Annotated in this window: 16 protein-coding genes; 7 read left to right on the top strand and 9 right to left on the bottom strand. The window is 45.5% G+C overall.

Features of this window, described 5'->3' with window-relative positions; translation table 11 throughout:
• Positions 1-14: 14 nt before the first annotated feature.
• Positions 15-1,727 (bottom strand): urocanate hydratase, encoded by a 1,713-nt coding sequence (gene hutU, locus AC58CZ_RS01390; RefSeq protein WP_494223560.1) that lies wholly within the window; start codon positions 1,725-1,727, stop codon positions 15-17.
• A 293-nt stretch (positions 1,728-2,020) separates the two neighbouring features.
• Here hutU and hutC point away from each other — a divergent pair, with 293 nt between their 5' ends.
• The 5 genes from hutC (at position 2,021) to AC58CZ_RS01415 (ending at position 6,334) form a co-directional block, all read left to right on the top strand.
• Positions 2,021-2,764 (top strand): histidine utilization transcriptional repressor HutC, encoded by a 744-nt coding sequence (hutC, locus tag AC58CZ_RS01395; RefSeq protein ID WP_494223559.1) that lies wholly within the window; start codon positions 2,021-2,023, stop codon positions 2,762-2,764.
• 343 nt (positions 2,765-3,107) lie between these two features.
• Positions 3,108-3,944, top strand: a complete 837-nt coding sequence (locus AC58CZ_RS01400; RefSeq protein WP_494223558.1) for a transporter substrate-binding domain-containing protein — start codon at positions 3,108-3,110, stop codon at positions 3,942-3,944.
• Positions 3,944-4,681, top strand: a complete 738-nt coding sequence (locus tag AC58CZ_RS01405) for an amino acid ABC transporter permease (RefSeq protein WP_075106828.1) — start codon at positions 3,944-3,946, stop codon at positions 4,679-4,681. The genes AC58CZ_RS01400 and AC58CZ_RS01405 overlap by 1 nt, the downstream gene beginning before the upstream one ends.
• 85 nt (positions 4,682-4,766) lie before the next feature.
• Entirely contained in the window at positions 4,767-5,510 is a 744-nt protein-coding gene (locus tag AC58CZ_RS01410) for an ATP-binding cassette domain-containing protein (protein ID WP_494223557.1), read from the top strand.
• 311 nt (positions 5,511-5,821) lie between these two features.
• Positions 5,822-6,334 carry a hypothetical protein gene (locus AC58CZ_RS01415; RefSeq protein ID WP_152978606.1) on the top strand — a complete coding sequence of 171 codons (513 nt, stop codon included), beginning with the start codon at positions 5,822-5,824 and terminating at the stop codon, positions 6,332-6,334.
• A gap of 132 nt (positions 6,335-6,466) precedes the next feature.
• On the opposite strand, the gene AC58CZ_RS01420 is transcribed toward AC58CZ_RS01415, so the two are convergent.
• The 4 genes from AC58CZ_RS01420 to AC58CZ_RS01435 form a co-directional block, all read right to left on the bottom strand.
• Entirely contained in the window at positions 6,467-7,420 is a 954-nt protein-coding gene (locus AC58CZ_RS01420) for an EamA family transporter (RefSeq protein ID WP_494223556.1), read from the bottom strand.
• Positions 7,421-7,747: 327 nt separating this feature from the next.
• A complete protein-coding gene (locus AC58CZ_RS01425; RefSeq protein WP_494223555.1) occupies positions 7,748-8,395 on the bottom strand; it encodes a glutamine amidotransferase-related protein in 648 nt (215 codons plus the stop codon).
• A gap of 33 nt (positions 8,396-8,428) precedes the next feature.
• Entirely contained in the window at positions 8,429-9,847 is a 1,419-nt protein-coding gene (locus AC58CZ_RS01430) for a chorismate-binding protein (protein WP_494223554.1), read from the bottom strand.
• A gap of 87 nt (positions 9,848-9,934) precedes the next feature.
• Entirely contained in the window at positions 9,935-10,210 is a 276-nt protein-coding gene (locus tag AC58CZ_RS01435; RefSeq protein WP_494223553.1) for a Trp family transcriptional regulator, read from the bottom strand.
• 515 nt (positions 10,211-10,725) lie between these two features.
• Between AC58CZ_RS01435 and AC58CZ_RS01440 the strand changes: the two genes are divergently transcribed.
• Positions 10,726-12,828, top strand: a complete 2,103-nt coding sequence (locus AC58CZ_RS01440; protein ID WP_494223552.1) for a TonB-dependent receptor domain-containing protein — start codon at positions 10,726-10,728, stop codon at positions 12,826-12,828.
• Positions 12,829-12,989: 161 nt separating this feature from the next.
• Positions 12,990-14,330, top strand: coding sequence for a PepSY domain-containing protein (locus tag AC58CZ_RS01445; RefSeq protein WP_494223551.1), 1,341 nt, complete (start codon positions 12,990-12,992; stop codon positions 14,328-14,330).
• A 93-nt stretch (positions 14,331-14,423) separates the two neighbouring features.
• Here AC58CZ_RS01445 and AC58CZ_RS01450 read toward each other — a convergent pair whose 3' ends face one another.
• The 4 genes from AC58CZ_RS01450 to AC58CZ_RS01465 all read right to left on the bottom strand — a co-directional run bounded on the left by AC58CZ_RS01450 (position 14,424) and on the right by AC58CZ_RS01465 (position 18,702).
• Positions 14,424-15,194, bottom strand: a complete 771-nt coding sequence (locus AC58CZ_RS01450) for an ATP-binding cassette domain-containing protein (protein ID WP_494223550.1) — start codon at positions 15,192-15,194, stop codon at positions 14,424-14,426.
• Between the two features lie 75 nt (positions 15,195-15,269).
• Positions 15,270-16,355 (bottom strand): iron chelate uptake ABC transporter family permease subunit, encoded by a 1,086-nt coding sequence (locus AC58CZ_RS01455; RefSeq protein ID WP_494223549.1) that lies wholly within the window; start codon positions 16,353-16,355, stop codon positions 15,270-15,272.
• 96 nt (positions 16,356-16,451) lie between these two features.
• Positions 16,452-17,546, bottom strand: coding sequence for an iron chelate uptake ABC transporter family permease subunit (locus tag AC58CZ_RS01460; protein WP_494223548.1), 1,095 nt, complete (start codon positions 17,544-17,546; stop codon positions 16,452-16,454).
• Positions 17,547-17,658: 112 nt separating this feature from the next.
• The gene (locus AC58CZ_RS01465; RefSeq protein WP_494223547.1) at positions 17,659-18,702 is read right to left on the bottom strand and encodes an ABC transporter substrate-binding protein; all 1,044 of its coding nucleotides are present in this window, start codon (positions 18,700-18,702) and stop codon (positions 17,659-17,661) included.
• Between the last annotated feature and the right edge of the window lie 447 nt (positions 18,703-19,149).

A 19,149-nucleotide genomic window follows, 5' to 3' on the forward strand; every position in this document is an offset into this window, starting at 1 on the left:
GGACAGAGGGCAAATTATTTGATCATCGGTAGCTTTAAACCATAATCTTTCGCTGTCTTAATCGCCAACTCATAACCTGCATCGGCATGACGCATAACGCCTGAGCCGCAATCATTGACCAATACGCGTGACAAGCGTTTGGCTGCGGCATCTGTACCGTCCGCCACGATGACCATGCCTGAATGCTGCGAGTAGCCCATGCCGACACCGCCGCCATGATGTAGTGATACCCACGTTGCGCCGCCTGCTACGTTTAGCATACCGTTCAACAGTGCCCAATCAGATACCGCATCTGAGCCGTCTTTCATGCTTTCGGTCTCGCGGTTGGGGCTGGCGACCGAGCCCGTGTCGAGGTGGTCACGACCGATAACGATTGGGCCTTTTAGCTCACCGTTTTTGACCATCTCATTAAATGCCAAACCCGCCTTGTCACGCTCGCCCAGACCTAACCAGCAGATGCGAGCAGGCAAACCTTGGAACTGAATACGCTCTTTTGCCATATCGAGCCAGCGATGGATATGCTTGTTTTCAGGGAACAGCTCTTTGATTTTTTGATCGGTCTTATAGATGTCTTCTGGATCACCTGAGAGCGCCACCCAGCGGAACGGACCTTTGCCTTGGCAGAACAGCGGACGAATATAAGCAGGGACAAAACCGGGGAAATTAAAGGCATCCTCAACCCCTTCATCGAACGCCACCTGACGGATATTATTACCGTAATCGGTCGCTGGAATATCCATCGCTTGCAAGTCTAAAATCGCTTGGACGTGTACGGCACAAGATTGAGCAGCGGCTTTGGTGAGGGCTGCATGCTGCTCTGGATCTTCTTGAGCGGACCTCCATTCTTCAACAGTCCAGCCGCTTGGTAGATAGCCATTGATCAGGTCGTGCGCTGAGGTTTGATCGGTCACCAAATCAGGTTTGATGTCTCCTTCACGAGCGCGCTTAACGATTTCAGGCAAGATATCTGCAGCGTTACCAAGTAGCGCGATTGAAACCGCTTCGCCCGCATCGGTATGTTGTTTAATTAATTCATAAGCATGGTCAAGATCGCGCGCTTGCTTATCGACATAACCCGTGCGCAAACGGAAATCGATACTAGACTGCTGACATTCGATGTTCAATGAGGTTGCGCCTGCAAAGGTTGCGGCTAGTGGCTGCGCGCCGCCCATACCGCCAAGACCTGCGGTCAAAATCCAGCGACCTTCCCAGCTGCCATTATAATGCTGACGACCTGCTTCAACAAAAGTCTCATACGTACCTTGGACAATGCCTTGCGTACCGATATAGATCCAGCTACCTGCGGTCATCTGTCCATACATAAACAAGTCTTTGCGATCAAGCTCATTGAAGTGCTCCCATGTCGCCCAGCGTGGTACTAGGTTAGAGTTGGCAATCAATACACGCGGTGCATTCTCATGAGTTTGAAACACGCCCACAGGCTTGCCTGATTGTACGAGTAAGGTTTCGTCATCTTCTAATTCTTTGAGCGACTCTAAGATTTGATCATAGCTTTCCCAATTGCGGGCAGCGCGTCCGATACCGCCATATACTACAAGGCTTTTTGGGTTTTCTGCTACATCAGGATGTAGGTTGTTTTGTAGCATGCGATACGGCGCTTCGGTCAGCCAGCTTTTACAGTGCAACGTGCTGCCAGTAGGGGCTTTGATATCGCGAGACTCATCACGGCGGGTAAGTTTATTGTTGGTTCCGTTTTCAGTAGTCATGGTCATATCCTTGTGGTAACTCATAGGGCGATAAAATAATCAGAGTAGGTGTTCTATAGGCAGTCTATAAAGGCATCGAAACATCGAATGGCTAGGTCAATAATTTTAGACTTGCTATAAGTTGTATATACAAATTATCAAAGATACTTTTTTCATGCAAGGATTTTTTAATAAAAATCAGAATTAATGAAAAAAAGAGCATAACTGATAGAGTGATATGAATAAGAGTTTGCATGATTGTCGTGATATTATGGCGCTACCCTTATTAGCGGAACTGACGGTTTAAAACAAATATGACAAAAACGATTCCGGCGTATCAGCGGATTAAAAATGCGATATTAGACAATATTCACTCTGGCAAATGGCCAGCGGGCAGTGCGATCTCTACAGAAATGGCACTGGCGACAGAGTTTGGTGTCTCACGGATGACGGTGAATCGCGCGCTCAAAGAGCTAAGCGAAGAGCGTGTATTGGAGCGGCGTCAAGGCTCAGGAACCTTTGTCGCGCAGCAGCAATTCAACCATACCTTTGTAGAAGTGCGTAATATCGCAGAGGATCTCAAATCTGCCAATCGCGATTACGAAGCAAAAGTGGTGAGTAAGCGCGCGGTGACTGCTTCGATGCTCGATGATGAGTTGCGCCGCAAGTTTGGTATTGATGAGATGGCTACCGTGACTCATACAGACGCTAGTGATGCACCGATTTTATACGAGGTGAAAATCATTCACGTTGCAGATGGTCAGCCCATACAGTTTGAAGAGCGCTGGGTCGATGCCAAAAAAGTGCCTGAGTTTATTGAGCAAGACTTTACGGTGGTTAATACCAGTGATTATTTGGTTGCCAAAATACCGTTAGAGAGTGGTAGCTACACCATACGTGCGCTTGCGGCACCAAACGAGGTGGCAGATGCGTTGCAGATTGCAGCGCAGTCACCAACGCTTGTATTGCGTCGCCAGACTTACTCAGCCGGTCAGGTCGTCACTTTTGTGAAGATGTGGCATGCCGGTGATCGCTATCAATTCTCGGGTGAGCTGTAGTCGTCCGTGAATGATAGTCACTACCTGACGTATGCTCACTGATTTTGTACGTTTTTTCTGTCTAAAGTGAGATATTATATTTATGAGCGGCGATTGATCCAGTAGCAACTATGAACGTCTGATCGGCTGCCTATTGAATAATCATACGCTATAAAAATTCGAAAATAATAGGGTCGCAGCATTGAAAAATATGCTGAGCACCCTCAAATCGAGCAGCCAAAGCCGAATATTGCAGGGCGATTATTATATTGCCCTCTTGTATCGGCTTTTCCCTATTTATTGGCGCTAACTGTTTTCATGTAAACCCTTTTATCTCATTTATCTACTTTTATAAGGACGTCTTATGAAACGTCGTACTCTTTTAGCCCTTGCTGCTAGTACTGTTTTGCTTGCCGCTTGTGGTCAGTCTAATACTAATGAAGCTGACACTACTGCCACTGACACCACCTCGACTGGCGGTTCTGATTTGCTGCAACGTATCAATAACGGCGGCACGATTAACGTCGGTACAGAGGGTACATATCCTCCATTTACCTATCATGATGAGAGTGGCAAGCTGACAGGCTATGACGTCGAAGTGACGCGTGCGGTCGCGGACAAACTGGGCGTTGATGTTGAGTTTAAAGAGACTCAGTGGGATGCGATGCTGGCAGGTTTGGACTCAAAACGCTTTGATATGGTGGCCAACCAAGTCAGCTTAACGACGCCTGAACGTCAAGCCAAATATGACAAATCTATGGCTTATAGCTGGTCGGGCGCGGTTGCATTGGCACCGACTGATGACAACCGTTATAGCTCTTGGGATAACCTAAAAGGCCTGCGTACCGCGCAATCACTCAGCAGTAACTACGGTGAGTTGGCAGAAAAATACGGCGCAGAGATTGTCCCTGTCGATGGTATGGCACAAGCGATTCAATTGGTTAAACAAGACCGCGCTGACTTTACGATGAATGACAATCTAGCCGTGCTTGATTATCTCAAAAAATTCCCAGACTCTGATCTTGAGATCAAACTGACAGCCCCACCAAGTGAACAAACAGGCTCAGGTCTCGTGCTTATCAAAGGCAACGATGAAGTTGTGGCAAAATTGGATGAAGCAATGGCAGCACTCGCCGCTGACGGTACACTCACCAAACTTAGTGAAGAGTTCTTTGGTGCTGATGTAAGTCAACAAAAGTAATGTTGGCTTCTATCACATCTGTGCTCGCTGAACTATTGGCATTATTGCCATTTATGAGTCCTGATCGAGCACAGATTGTCATCTCGTCGTTTTGGCCAATGCTCAAAGGCGGTATTTATTATTCGATACCGCTGGCATTGATCTCATTTGCTATCGGTATGGCGATTGCCCTGACCGTCGCATTGATTCGGATTGTACCGCGTGCTGGTTGGTTCCATGAGATCATTTATCGCTTGGCTCGTATCTATGTATCCGCGATTCGTGGTACACCGATGCTGGTTCAACTGTTTATTATTTTCTACGGTTTACCAAGTGTGGGCGTCAAGCTCGATCCGTTTCCTTCAGCGATTATTGCATTCTCGCTCAATATTGGTGCGTATGCATCGGAGACGGTGCGTGCCTCGATTTTGTCTATTCCCAAAGGACAATGGGAGGCGGGTTCAACTGTTGGCTTAACGTATTTACAGACGTTTCGTCATGTGATTTTACCGCAAGCGCTGCGCGTGTCGGTGCCGCCATTGTCTAATACCTTTATCAGTCTGGTAAAAGATACCTCACTTGCTTCACTGGTATTGGTGACTGAGCTGTTTAAACAAGCGCAGATCATCACGGCTCGTAACTATGAATTTATGCTGGTGTATACCGAAGCGGCGATTATTTATTGGGGTATCTGTCTGTTCTTGACCTTTATCCAAGGCAAGCTTGAAACGCGCCTTGATCGTTATGTAGCAAAATAAGCTACGTAGTAAAGTAAGTTATGGCTCAATAGTCACTCGCAAATATAGACACTTGCAAATATAGACCAGCACAACAGGAATTTTTATGATCAAAGTCACTAATATTCATAAAGCCTTTGGTGGCAATCAAGTGCTAAAAGGCATCGACTTGACCATTAATAAAGGTAAAGTGGTTGTCATATTAGGACCTTCAGGCTCTGGTAAAACCACATTTTTGCGTTGTCTTAATGCGCTGGAGATTCCTGATAAAGGCGTCATTGCATTTGATGATGATAGCCTAAAAGTTGACTTTGCGACTAAGCCAAGCAAAAAAACGCTGCTCGCTTTGCAGCGTAAATCTGGCATGGTGTTTCAGTCTTATAATTTGTTCCCGCATAAGACAGCGATTGAGAATCTGATGCTTGGGCCTACGGTGGTGCAAGGACAAAGCAAAGCGCAAGCACGAGAGCAGGCTTTGGTCTTGCTAGATAAAGTAGGGCTATCAGACAAAGCTGATCTCTATCCATTCCAGCTATCTGGTGGTCAGCAGCAGCGTATTGGCATCGCCCGTGCACTAGCGATTGAACCCTCATTGTTATTGTTTGATGAGCCAACGTCTGCACTTGATCCAGAGCTGGTACAAGATGTCCTTGAAACCATGAAGCAGTTAGCGTCAGAAGGCTGGACGATGGTCGTGGTCACTCACGAAATCAACTTTGCCCGTGATGTGGCAGACCACGTGGTCTTAATCGAAGACGGTGTCGTTGTCGAAGAAGGCAGCGCCAAACAGTTATTTGAAGACTCGCGCCATCCACGTACGCAAGCGTTTTTGCAGCGTATCGAGCAGTAAGCGATTTATATCGTTGCAATATGTTTAGTTAGAAAGAAGCCCATTGAGGGCTTTTTTTGTGTCTATAATTTGAGTTTGACGGTTTTGGACAAATTTTATGTAGCCTCTGTCAACGTAGGTACAGCAAGCGAAAAAAATACCTTTTTTAAAAGCCAAGTCGGTAAGGTTAAGAATACATATACTCATACTTGACTATTCTAAGCATCATAGCCACCTTAACAAAATAGTAATATATTAAAACTTTTTTTTATTTATATTGATGTTTTAATAAAGTTAAAAACACTCTTAACCTAGTGCTTAAAGGAGCTGGTTTGAATATTCGTAACGTATCAATTTTCTTTTGCGTTTTGTTGACTGCTTGTCAAGTTACAACCTCTCCTTCGAAAGACATGAAAGTAGCAAAGGACTATTCTCAAAGTACTATGCCTTTAGTTCATTACTCTTCTACTAGTGGTCAGGGTTTATTTTATACTTACCCTTTCAATTTTTCCGATCTCAATGAGAGTGAAATTTTACAAGGTGTAAATGTACAGCTTAAATACGAAAATGAATGTATTTATTTCCAGTATGGCCCACACAAAGCCGTACCGCTGCTACCATACGGGGTTTCGAGCTGGGATAAAAAGAATCAGACTTTAAAATATTTTAATGTCATTTACCAAGTAGGCGATACTATAAGCGCTGGAGGGACTCTAACTTCTAAAGATAATCCTAACGGCTATATTCTAAAAGGCTTAAAAACCACACCTTCAGATAAGTGCAACTTGGATAAGATCTTAGTTTTATTTGGATTGCCAGATGGAAGAGCGTTGCATGATAAATAGTTCTAATTCATAGATTATAAATGATCATTTTAATTTAACTTGAAGTTTATACCATTAATCAAGCCTATCTATTGCGTCGTTTTTTAATCCAAATTTGGCTATCGCACCCTACCAGACAACCAAATAACAAGGCTAAACCGTTTGCCGTCTTTTAAGCCAGCGAGGCACCCGTGTGGTCGTGCCATTGACCACTGCATTTAACAACGCCGCCAGCAAAATCAGTGTCACGCCCAGATATTGAATCCAAGACAGAGCTTGATGTAGCAGTATCATTGCCAGCGCAATCGCCGTCAACGGCTCAAAAATCGTAAACACAGATGCACGCGAGGCAGGCAATTTCTCCAGCGCTTTCATATACAAGCCGAAGGGAACGACTGTACCCAAGAGCGATAGCCCTAACACATAGCCCCAAGTCAGTAGTGGTAAGGACATTAGCTGATCATAGGTGTGATACGTTTTGGGCAGTAATAGCAGCCCGCACGCGCTGATTACTACGGAAGTGAAAAATACCAAAGGGGCAGGGTGCGCATCATGCATCGCACGCTTACCGAGCACACCGTATAGTGAGTAGCACATCCCTGCTGCCAAGCCGAGCAAAATACCCCAATTGACCTCTGCTTGCTCACCCAGCATCGTCAACCCAACCCCAAAAACCGCCATGAATGCCAGCGCGATAGATTTTCGCGTAATGGACTCACTGAGCAAAAACTTTGAGAATAACAAGCTAAACACAGGTGCGGTATAAAGCAAAGCCACCGCAGGGCCCGCGCCAACATAACTGACAGCAAAAAAATAGCAGACGGACATCCCCAGTACACCAATCAAGGACTGAAGTGCTAGCCCAAACCACTGCTTGGGTCGTAGTTTGATCAGCTGTGGCCATAGGGTCGGTAGCATGGCTAAGATAATCACTGCTGCCGTCACGATGCGTAATATCGTGACTTGCCAACCACTAAAGCCCATTTGATTGAGGTAGGTTGAGAATATCCCAAGCGTCCCCCAGCAGGTTGCCGCGGTAATGATTTGGACAATGCCTATCCATGACTGATGCGAGTGTATCGCCGCTGTACTGTCGATATTTGCCATAATGGTTTCTTCTTACGATCTAAATGACATTGGGCTATAGTCAATCAATATTAAAAGTGGTACAAGGCGGACGAGTGCAAGTGCTACAGTAGTAGGCTAAACGAGTCTAACGCTGTAACATTTTAATAGTGGTTCGACTATATTGCCAAAGCGCCTGTGATGTAAAGGCGCCAAGCCGTATTGCAATAAGAAAAGACAACCGGTTCAAGGGCTGTCTTTTGTTTGTTCTTTTAGTCTATCATTAAAAGATTATAAACTGCTACTAGGGCGTGGTCTAAATTTAATCGACTGTTATTTAAAATGGAAGACGTGGCTGGATAGTAGCATTTACACCTGCAGTAAGAAATTACTCAGCAAACGCTTAGCGCCCTCAGTAGCAAACGATTCAGGGTGAAATTGTACGCCTTGAATCGGATAGTCTTTGTGCTTTAGTCCCATAATCTCATCGCCCGTCAGCGCAGATTCATCGAAGCTTAATGTCGCTCGCTCGTCATTGGCGACGACTGAGGTAATCGTTAGGCAGCTTGGGATCGTATCGGCTTTCACCACCAGTGAATGATAGCGCATGATTTCAAGCGCTTGCGGCAAGCCCTGATAGATACCCTTACCATCATGGCGAATCGATGAGACCTTGCCATGCATCGGCACACTGGCACGTACCACATCGCCGCCGAACACATGCGCGATACCTTGCATACCGAGGCACACGCCCAGTAGTGGCACAGTCTTGCCCAGTTTCTCGATGACCTCGCTACATATACCAAAATAGGCAGGATCATCAGGGGAGCCAGGGCCAGGTGAAATGATGATTCTATCCAGATTCATTGCTTCTACCTCTGCGAGGGTAATCTCATTATTGCGCTTCACGGTGACGCTGGTTTCTTTATCATCGCTCAAGGTTTGCAGAATCTCGCCGACATATTGGTACAGATTGAAGGTAAACGAGTCGTAGTTATCGATAATTAAAACATTCATGGGTCATAAACTCTTTGATAAAAATAGGGGTAATTATGGTTGCATAAAGCTGTCTAATACGACTTTCATCGCCGACAGCTTACGCTGAATCTCTAGATACTCATCGGCTGGGTTTGAGTCATAGACATTGCCGCCGCACGTTTGCGCGTAGGCTGACTCGCCGCTGATAAACAGGCTACGAATTGGAATGGCAAAAATACAATCACCATTGAAGTTAAATGAACCCAGCGCGCCGCCATAAGCACCGCGCCCATCGGGCTCCAGCTCGTTAATCACCTTAATAGCCTCTACCTTAGGAGCGCCTGATAACGTACCAGCGGGGAAGTTGCTGGCAAGGGCACTGAACATATCTTCGTCAGGGTGCAAGATGCCGACGATCTCAGAGGAGATATGCTGTACGTGCGAGAAGCGCTTGATGTCCATCAAACTACGCACTTTTACCGTGCCAAATCGCGCCACTCGGCCAATATCATTACGATGCAAGTCGACTAACATATTGTGCTCGGCAATTTCTTTGTCATCGTTGAGTAGGGCGCGAGCAAGTTTGCGATCTTCTGCCACATCGACGCCACGCTTGGCAGTACCTGCGAGTGGGTAAGTTTCCATCTCGCCTTGACGCAAGCGAAACAGTAGCTCAGGGGAAGCACCAATGATGCACTGCTGAGCAAATTTCATAAAATACATGTGCGGCGAGGGGTTCACGGTACGCAATTTTTCGTAGATGGGCATTTTGTCGCCAGCAATACGATATTTGGACTTAAACCCAACCTCACACTGAAAGATACGACCAGAGATGATGTCTTCTTTGACTTGCATCACTACCTTGGCATGCTCATCTTGACTCATACCATCGCCCAAAAATTCAACGGTGGGTGCTTCGTAGCTGGGAACTGGCTCATCAAGTAGGGCTTTGATTTGCTCGATACGATTATTCTGCTGAGCGGTTGGATAATAAAAGTAGAAAATCTCACCCGTCATTTTATCGAGCGTCAAGCCGTCCAAATAGACGCCAAATTTAAATGGCTCAAAGTCTTCACTGGCTTTGACTGTCAGGCTTGGCTCAAAAAAATTCACACAGTCATAGCCCAAATAACCGACGAGACCGCCACTTTGATCACGGGCAATGACGTGCTGCGGCGTGATGGCGCGGAGCAATTGATAAGGATTGTCAGTTTGATAACGAGTCGTTTCAGCCGTTTTGTTATCAGTGATAGCGAGCGTATTACGGTCAATAGCAGCGATGGTGGTCACAGGATCAAAGCCGATGGCATGGTGGCGTGAGATATGACTGTCTTCGCCCAATGACTCGAGCAAATAACAGGTGTCAAAAGCGCTCTCGATACGTTTGAATAATGCAAAAAAATCGATATCTTGCGTGAGCTTGATACGTTGTGGTTTGCTCGGGATATCGATAGGTGCAGGTTGGGTATGTATGGGCGTACTAGCAGTCATAATAAAGTCCAAAATGGTTCAAATATGTGTCAATCAACAATTAATAAAGTAATGAGTAAAAGGGTAGAAAGTATTGAGATCGGTGGTTTAAGCGCGTTCTCTATGGGTCGCAAGCAGTGCACTCACATCATGGCTGTGCATGGCTCTAGCACCGCGAGAGACAGTCGCGATACCAACGCCTAGTTGCTCAGAGATGTCACGCTGCGTGATACCTCGATCAAGCAAGTCAAAGATACGAATGCGGTTAGCAATGTCGTGCTGCTCTTTATTCGTCAGCAGGGCACTGAGTAGCTTTTCAATCTCTGCGCTATCAGTACAGTTTGCCAGATGACTCAGTAAGCTGTGATAAGGGTCAGTACTCATAATCGTGGTCTTAATCAAATAAAGTTTTCATCAAAAAACAGTCAGGATAGCCATGATACTTTTGGCTTGTATCAGCATTCTAGTACAGTAGTACAAGAAATACAAGTGATGAGCTAAGTTAATAACAGGCTGCTATAGACGTGATGATAGACGTGATGATGTTTAAGCTTTGTTTATATAGATTCAACTCGTGGCCAGCATCATATTCGATAGCATATTTATAGTTAATACCAAGCGTTGCTGCGTTGTATTGCTACGTCCACCTGGCGTACTAAGTACTAGAATTGAGAATGTATGGTATTAATTATTGCCAAATTGTTAATACTTAGTTATTATGCCTCTCTTTATTTAAACGCTAATCATTATCATTAGTATTAATAGTGTTATTTGCACGACATGATTGAGTGTTTTTAAGGTAATGAATCTTCTGATAGGCGCTATTTTCAGGACTATTCGATGATAGGTTTTAAAAATAATTCTAATTTTTGACAGTAAATAAAGTGAGTAGATGTGTTATGCGCGAAGTAAAGTTATCTAGCAGATTGACTGTGCTATCTATGGGTGTAGCAGCGGCATTGTGTGCACAAGCTGCCAGTGCTGCAACGGCAGCAGATATGCCAAACACGACATTGCAAACGATTACCGTGACAGCAAATAGCTCTGTCCGCGATAGTGTACAAGAGGACTCTGTCTATATAGATGACTATACGCCAGCAGCTCAAGCAAGCCATCTGAGCGATTTTCTGGACGTCGTACCGGGGGTAAGCGTAGGCGGTACCTCATCGGTCAACCAACGTATTCGTGTACGTGGTCTTGATGATACCAACCTAAAAGTAACGATTGATGGCGCACGTCAAGAAGGCGCGTTGTTCTACCACATGGGTGATGTCACTATTGATCCAGATCTGCTAAAACAAGCAGAGGTGTCAGTGGGCAATAACTCAGTGACGCTCGGTAATGATGCTATCGGCGGTGCGGTTGCTTTTGAGACAGTCGACGCGGCAGATTTACTTAAGCCTGGTCAAAAAATAGGTGCTAAGCTGCATGCAGGCTACGGCAGCAACAATGATGAACTGCTAACCTCAGCTACTGTGTATGGTGCGCCAACAGAAAATATTGATTTACTGGCTTATTATGGCAAACGTGACGCGGACGCTGGTGAAGATGGTAAAGGCCGTAAAATCCAAACGGAAGATAGCGAAGGCGAAAACATCTTATTAAAAGCGGGTGCGTATGTCGGTAGTGATCATCATGTAGGCGCTAGCTTTAGCCGTACCGAAAACAAAGGCAAGTTCCCATTACGTCCAGATTTTCCTGCTGGTGGCTGGAACCCAATCATCCCGCAGGAAGTCAAACGCGATACCTATGCGCTTGACTACGCATACAGTCCTGCCAACCAGTTGGTCAATGTAGACGCCAATGTATATCAGACCAGCACACAGATTTTGCGTAACTCTGATGGCGTACCTGGGTTTGAGTTTGATGCGGAAGTCAAAACTACAGGCGGCAAAATACAGAACACCAGTATCGTCGATAGCAGCATCATCAACGGCGTACCAGGGGTTCATAAGTTCATCGCTGGGGTTGAGCATTACAAAAAAGAATCTGACTATAGCAGTGTTCAACGAGGTACAACTATACCAGTTGCTGGTACAGATGAAGCAACCAATACGTCTGTGTATCTAGAAGACCAATGGCAGATGGGTAAGCTTAGCTTAACGCCCGGCGTCCGCTATGACCGTTATGAGTCTCCAGAGTACGTATCGGCTGGCAAGACTTACGACAATGTCGTTGGCGCATTGGCCGCCAGTTATGAGATTGCACCGCGTACCCAGCTATTTGCGAGCTATACGCAGTTATTTAATGGCCCAGATCTTAGCCAAACGATCTTTAATTCCGACGGTGTTGATACCTATGTGAACAATGACCTAGAAGCAGAAGAAGGTGACAATGCAGAAATCGGTATTGCGACAACGCTGCGTGGTTTGACCATGGCTGATGACTCTTTAAAACTGAGCGCTAAGTACTTTGAAACCAATATCGAAAACTATATTGAGTTCGTACGTGCAGGTGACAGTAGAACTGGTATGAATTGTACCACTGGGCAACTAGGTACAAGTGCTGCCCCTGAAGCCTGCCAAGGTGTCATTAACAATGACGAAGATTTTAAGATCAAAGGCGTAGAGTTATCAGCTGATTATCGCGCAGATAATTTCAACATGGGTCTAAGCTATGCTCGTGCACGTAGCAAAGGCGAAGATACGGGTTACAATATCTCTTCTGTCAGCGGCAGTGGCTCAGAGTCTGGTGACAAGTACATGGTCAATCTTGGTTACGCTCCAACCAGCACCACCGAGCTTGGCTGGCGCAGTATTTATGTCGCCGATGTGACACCAAATACCGCCGGTGATGACAACGAAAAACCAGGCTATGACGTGCATGATATCTTTATGACTTATGCACCAACTCAAATCGAAGGTCTAAAGGCCACGCTAGGTGTCTACAATATCTTTGATGAGACTTATGCAAGTCATGCATCGCGCAACTCTATCGATGATGCCTATACTGATTTTGAGATGGGACGTAATATCAAAACGTCTTTAACGTATCAGTTCTAATATAGCTTATCTGGTTTGAGTCTAATCGTACTTATAGAGTCAGCTGTCTGTACATGGGAGCTGGCTTTTTATTGCCTACTGGCTTTTGGATTGGCTATAGCAGCAATGACGCTAACGGATAAATACCTACCCAAACAACATATAATAAAGAACCAAGACCCATGATTACATTCAATCCTCGTCAAGCCTGCTTGTGGATTCACCGTTATACTGGGCTTGCTATGGCAGCCTTTTTAATCATTGCCAGTCTCACGGGTGCGCTGCTCGCTTTTCATCATGAGCTTGACGATGTGTTTAATCACAAACTGGCCAGTATCGAGGCGCAAAGCACACCGATGCTGTCTATTTCTGAGCTACATGACACAGTAATAACGACGTATCCAGAGTATGCATTTTCTAGTATGCCGACCGCTATTGATGACGGTAAATCGGTTGTATTTGCTGTAGACAGATGGCGCGGCAATGCCAGTTCAGACGCACCTGAGCCAACCTTTCATGAAGTTTATGTTGACCCTTATACTGGCGCGATTATCGGTACGCGTGATAAGGAGGCATGGGCATGGCATAACACCATGTGGAAGGTATTTTGGTTGCACCGCGACTTATTGCTTGGTGATATTGGTAAATGGGTCTTGGGCGTTGTCTCGCTAGTTTGGACGATTAATTGCTTTATTGGCTTTTACTTAACGTTTCCTCGAGCAGTCAAATCGAGTCAGTCAAAACAAGTCTCTAGCAAAAAACGCACCTCGCTGTTTAAGCGCTGGCTACCTGCATGGAAAATTCGCCGAAAAACCAATACCTTTAAGCTTAACTATGATTTGCATCATGCGTTTGGTCTGTGGCTATGGGTGATGCTATTTGTCATCGCTTGGTCGAGCGTTGGGTTTAATCTAAAACCCGTTTATCAGCCTGTGATGCAGGCAGTGGTCGGACTGACGCCAAGAGAAAGAGGGCGACCGCCAACCAAGCCTGAACCGAATAAAACAGTAGAAAATCAGGGTAGGGCAGATAAGTCTATAAACTCAAATACGACTGTTAACGATAGCCGCAATACAGCGGATGCCATTGCTCAAACAGTCAATAAGAGCAACAGCATTGCCTATCTGAGTGCCCAAGCCGATATTGCGGCGCGGCAGAATGGTACGGCTGTACAGCAGTTATTGGGTATCCGCTGGGTTGCAGAGGATAAGCAGTGGCAGATGCGTTTCAAAACAGATAGAGATATTGGTACACACAGCGGCGCGTCATCTATTACGGTTGATGCTGCCACAGGAGAGGTTGCGCGCGTTAGTTTTGGTTATCAAAGCGGTTTTGGCAACAAAGTAGACCAATGGCTTTCAACGCTGCATATGGGACATATCGGTCATGGGTGGGGCCATCGACTGTATCAAGCATTTTTGGCAATGATTGGACTGGCAGTTGCGGTGCTATCAGGGACAGGTGTGTATCTATGGTGGAAAGGCCGACAGCAGCGTTTAAAGGCGTTGCAAAAGCTCAAATAGATATTAAAACATAAAATTGATGTGCTCAATATAGTGCTAGTACCAATGCACTAGCATTATATTGAGCTTTTTTACATAAGAAGAAGTGGGGTTTTACACCGTATCAACAATCACAGGACGACCCTGATGATTGAGCACAGTCACATCGACATTGTATAAATCTTTCATTGTCTCTTTGGTAATAACATCAGCAGGGCGACCAACAGCCATCACTTCTCCTGCTTTCATTGTAACGACCGTATCGGCAAATTGTGCTGCTTGATTGATATCATGTAGGACGATCACCACGGTTTTTTGCTGATTGTGGCTAAGCGTACGTAGCTCACGCATGAGTCGACCAGCATGATACATATCTAGGTTATTGAGTGGCTCATCAAGCAATAGATAGGGCGTATCTTGGCAGACGATCATTGCAATCAGCACGCGCTGACGCTGTCCACCTGATAGCGTTGACAAGAAACGCTCGGCAAGTGGCTCCAGCTCAAAGCGTTCAAGGATTTCTTGTACTTTTTGCTGATCGCCTACGGTTGGTTGTCCTTGATGATAAGGGTAACGACCAAACATCAGCAGCTCATGCACGCGCAGTCGTCCTTGTACATGGTTGTCTTGTCCGAGCATAGCGACCGTCTTGGCAAGTGTGCGCGCCTGACAGCTGACAATATCACGTTCCTCATTATCTACAGCGAAGCTCACTTGTCCAGATTGCAGTGGTTGCAAGCGAGCCATGACAGAAAACAACGTCGATTTTCCAGCGCCGTTAGGCCCAATCAAAGCAATGACCTGCGCCGTTGGTAGGGACAACGTAATGTCATGCAAGATTTGTTGTTTGCCAATATGGTGAGAGATATTATTCAGTTTAATCATAATCGTCTTATTTAAAAAGTCTTAGGGCTTTCTTTATCAACAGCATCAGCTAAATAAACAATGTCGGCTGAGTCGTTATAACGAACGGCGTTGAGACATAAATATCAATGCCAAGAATACGAGGCCACCTGCTAGCTCTATCACAACGGACAATACGCCTGCCATATCTAGCACTTGCTCAAAGAGTGTCTGACCCAACACCAAGCAAATCATAGCGACCAAACTGACCAATATCAGCCGCTCAGTATGATACATGTGTCGAGCGATACGATTGGTCAATGCACAAACCAATAGACCAAAGAAAGTCACTGGACCGACCAGTGCAGTGGCTGTGGCGACTAGCACTGCGATAACAGTTAATAGGCCAAATGCCAGACGTTGATAATTGATACCAAGGTTAATGGCTTGGGCTTGTCCGAGCATCAGCACATCGCATTGGTAGCGCCAGCGCCAGACAAACACCGCAGTGATGATACAGATAAATAGGCTAATGCCTAATAGCTGAGGATTGACCGTATTGAACTGCGCGTAGCTAGCGGACTGTACGACCACAAAATCATCAGGGTTAATCAGCCGTGCAATGAGTGCTGATAAACTGCGGAACAACACACCAAAGATAACGCCCACCAATATCAAGCGTGTCAGATCCTGACTGCTTTTAGAAAATAATAGCTTAAATAATAATAAAGATGCCCCAAACATCAGGACAATCTCTAGCGTGAACTTGGCAATAGGATCGAGACTGGTAAAACTAATCGCCCCTAAAAAGAAAACCAGTAAGCTTTGTAGCAAAACATAGAGCGAATCAAACCCGAGTAGGGAGGGCGTTAGAATTGGATTGTGAGTCAACGTTTGAAACAATAACGTCGACACGCCAATCGCATAGCCAACCACCATCAGAGCCAGTAATTTCTTGCCCCGTAGCGGTAGCGCAAAGTCCCAATAGCCATTGACATTGAGTGTCATAAACAAGGTCATCGCGATAAGTAAAATAATGGCTGCAATGGATTTCGGATGCGCAGCTATCCATGCCCAAAGCTTTGCCAACTGACCTTGGGCAGCAGCTGAGTACTGACCATCTGCTGAAGATGAGTTGTCTATCGCTGTGCTAGGGTCTGTAGAGCGAGCCTTTGTGGCAGTAAGCTTAGTTGATGAGAACATACAAAAATCCTATGGTGCCAAGCTTATCTAATAAGGCAAAAAATGAACGACGGTACATGAGTACCAAAAGTGGGCATACAGTTAGTAAACATAGTGCTATTGCTCAGCTGGCGCGCGCAATAATAGCCATAAAAACAGCACTGTACCGACCACGCCAAATACGGTGGCAACAGGCACTTCGAATGGATAGCGAATCGAGCGACCGATAATATCGCACAGCAATACTGCCGAAGCACCAAGTAGCGCGACTGCAGGCAAGCTACGACGCAACTTATCTCCCATCAGTCGGCTCACAATGTTTGGTACGACAAGGCCAATAAAAGGAATCATACCCACGGTCACGACCACGACGGCACTCATCATGGCGACCATACCCACGCCAATCCACGTGACTTGGCGTTTACTAATACCCAAGTTCAAGGCGATATTGTCACCCAAGCCAACGATGGTTAGCTTATCGGCGATGATATAGGCGAGTACACACAGCGCGCCCGTGAGCCACAGCAGCTCATAGCGACCGGCTAGTACGCCTGAGAAATCCCCAAACTGCCAGACGCTCAGCATCTGTAGCGACTCAGTTTGATAGGCGATAAAGGTGGTGACTGCTTCGATAATGCCGCCGAAGACAATACCAATCAGTGGAACCATCAAAAAATCAGTTGGTGGTATACGATGAATCAATAGCATAAAGAGCATCATACCGAATACAGCGGCGATGGTCGCTACGCTCATCTTCACAATGAGCGCACTGGCAGGGAACAGTAGGCTGACCACTAGCAAACCAAGTGCAGCACTCTGAGTTGCGCCGACCATGGACGGCTCTACAAAGCGGTTTTTGAGCACCACTTGAATGATCATTCCCGCCACTGCCATCGCAATGCCCGTCAAAATAATCGCAACGGTGCGCGGGATACGGCTGACCAGTAGTAGCGAGCTATCAGAGTTTGCACTATGACTAATGATACTTTGTAAGATACCCGACCACGAAAAGTCAGCCACACCAATAGATAAGCTCAATAACACCAAAAGCCCCATGATAATGAGGCTTGCTGTGTTGATTAACCACGGTGGTATGGCGGCACGTCGATATTTCGAGCCTAAAGTATGGCTAGCGCTTCCTTGCCAATTTGATACTGGCAAAGAAGCGCTAGGTTTGAGCCTAGCACGAGCACGGTGTGAAAATAACGACATAATTTTTATTGGCTTAAAAATGAGCAGTAATAACGGTAGTGATAATGGCCTACGTTGTGTGCAATTACTTGCGTAACGACCTAGTAGGGCAATTATTCAACAATAAGCACAGTTACTTAGCGTTAGCAAAGGCATCTTTAATCGTTGTGAGATCCTGCATCCATTGGTAATAGCCACCAAACGCTAGGTAAGAGTCTGGGCTTAGATAAACCACTTGCTGCTTGCTCCACGCATTGGTCTGCGCGACCAGCGGATTGTCCAATACGGCTTTGGCACCGATACCATCTTCACCAATTGCAGCGCTGCGATCGATAACAAACAACCAGTCTGGATTGGCTTTTTGGATATATTCAAAAGAGACCGGCTGTCCATGAGGGGCATCGGCAATCTGCTTATCTGCCATTGGTACACCTAATACAGTATGGATAAACCCGTAACGAGATTTGTCGCCATATGCTGACATTTTGTTGCCATTGACCATGACGACTAGGCCAGTGCCTTTATCTTTGGTGACACCCTTTGTCTCGTCGATAAGCGTATCTATGTCTTGTTGCAATCTAGCGGCCTGATCGCTTTTGCCAAATAGCGCACCTAAATCATGCAAACGCTGCTTACTCGACTCATAAATATTAGCCGTGTCGATAGACATGTCCAACGTCGGCGCGATGTTTGACAGCTCGTTATACTTTTCTGCCATGCGTGAGCCCACCAAGATTGCTTGTGGTTGCATGGCATTTAATGCTTCAAGATCTGGCTCAAACACAGTGCCGACCGCTTTTGGTTCAGGCTGTGTTTTTGAGTGTAAATTGTCTAACAGCAAACTGCCTGGCATACCATCAACAGCCACGTCTAATGCTGCCAAGTCTTGCATCAAGGTCATGTCATACACCACCAACGGTGAGGGACTCATTGCCAGATCAACATCACCCTTAGCGGTATTCACCGTGATTTTTTCAGCAGATACAGCATCGTTGTTGGCAACGTTTGCAGACTCATTGGCCGTTTGATTGGTAGCTGTAGCATCAGCTGATTCAGACTCAGGTGAGCTACAACCTGTCACACTGATAGCAGCGATTAAAGCTGTCATCATAGTAGCCAATAATGGACGCTTAAAAAAAGGACTGGTAGAGCGATTTGATAATGAAGTAGTAGACATAATAGACTCGGTATATCGTGTATTTAGGCAATGTTTTAACAATCTAATTGCACATGTAGGACAATAAAAAATAGGAAAATGACGAGCGTTATCAAGCATGTTTTTGAATAAATTCGAGATAGGCTGATAGAAATCTCATCGGTTCTGCCTGCTAACCTTGTTCTTATAGGTTAGGCATTTTTATAATTTGAATATTCTTATATAAATCATTTTTTAAAATAGGACTACTAGACAGAACAGCCTCTATGATAAAGTAGTTGAGACTCATTATCAATACAAATGATAATGGTTTTTATTAGCAATGGATGGCTATCTATAAATAATTGTCTACAAATTGAGTCATTAGCTGTACCATTTAATAGGTGATGTTTTTTTTCCAAAGACAGGTAGTAGGTGAGCCACAGGTATTAAAATAGAGGTGTTGGTTAATCAAATAAGCTCAGCAAA

The organism is Psychrobacter sp. CR212 (assembly GCF_059693765.1).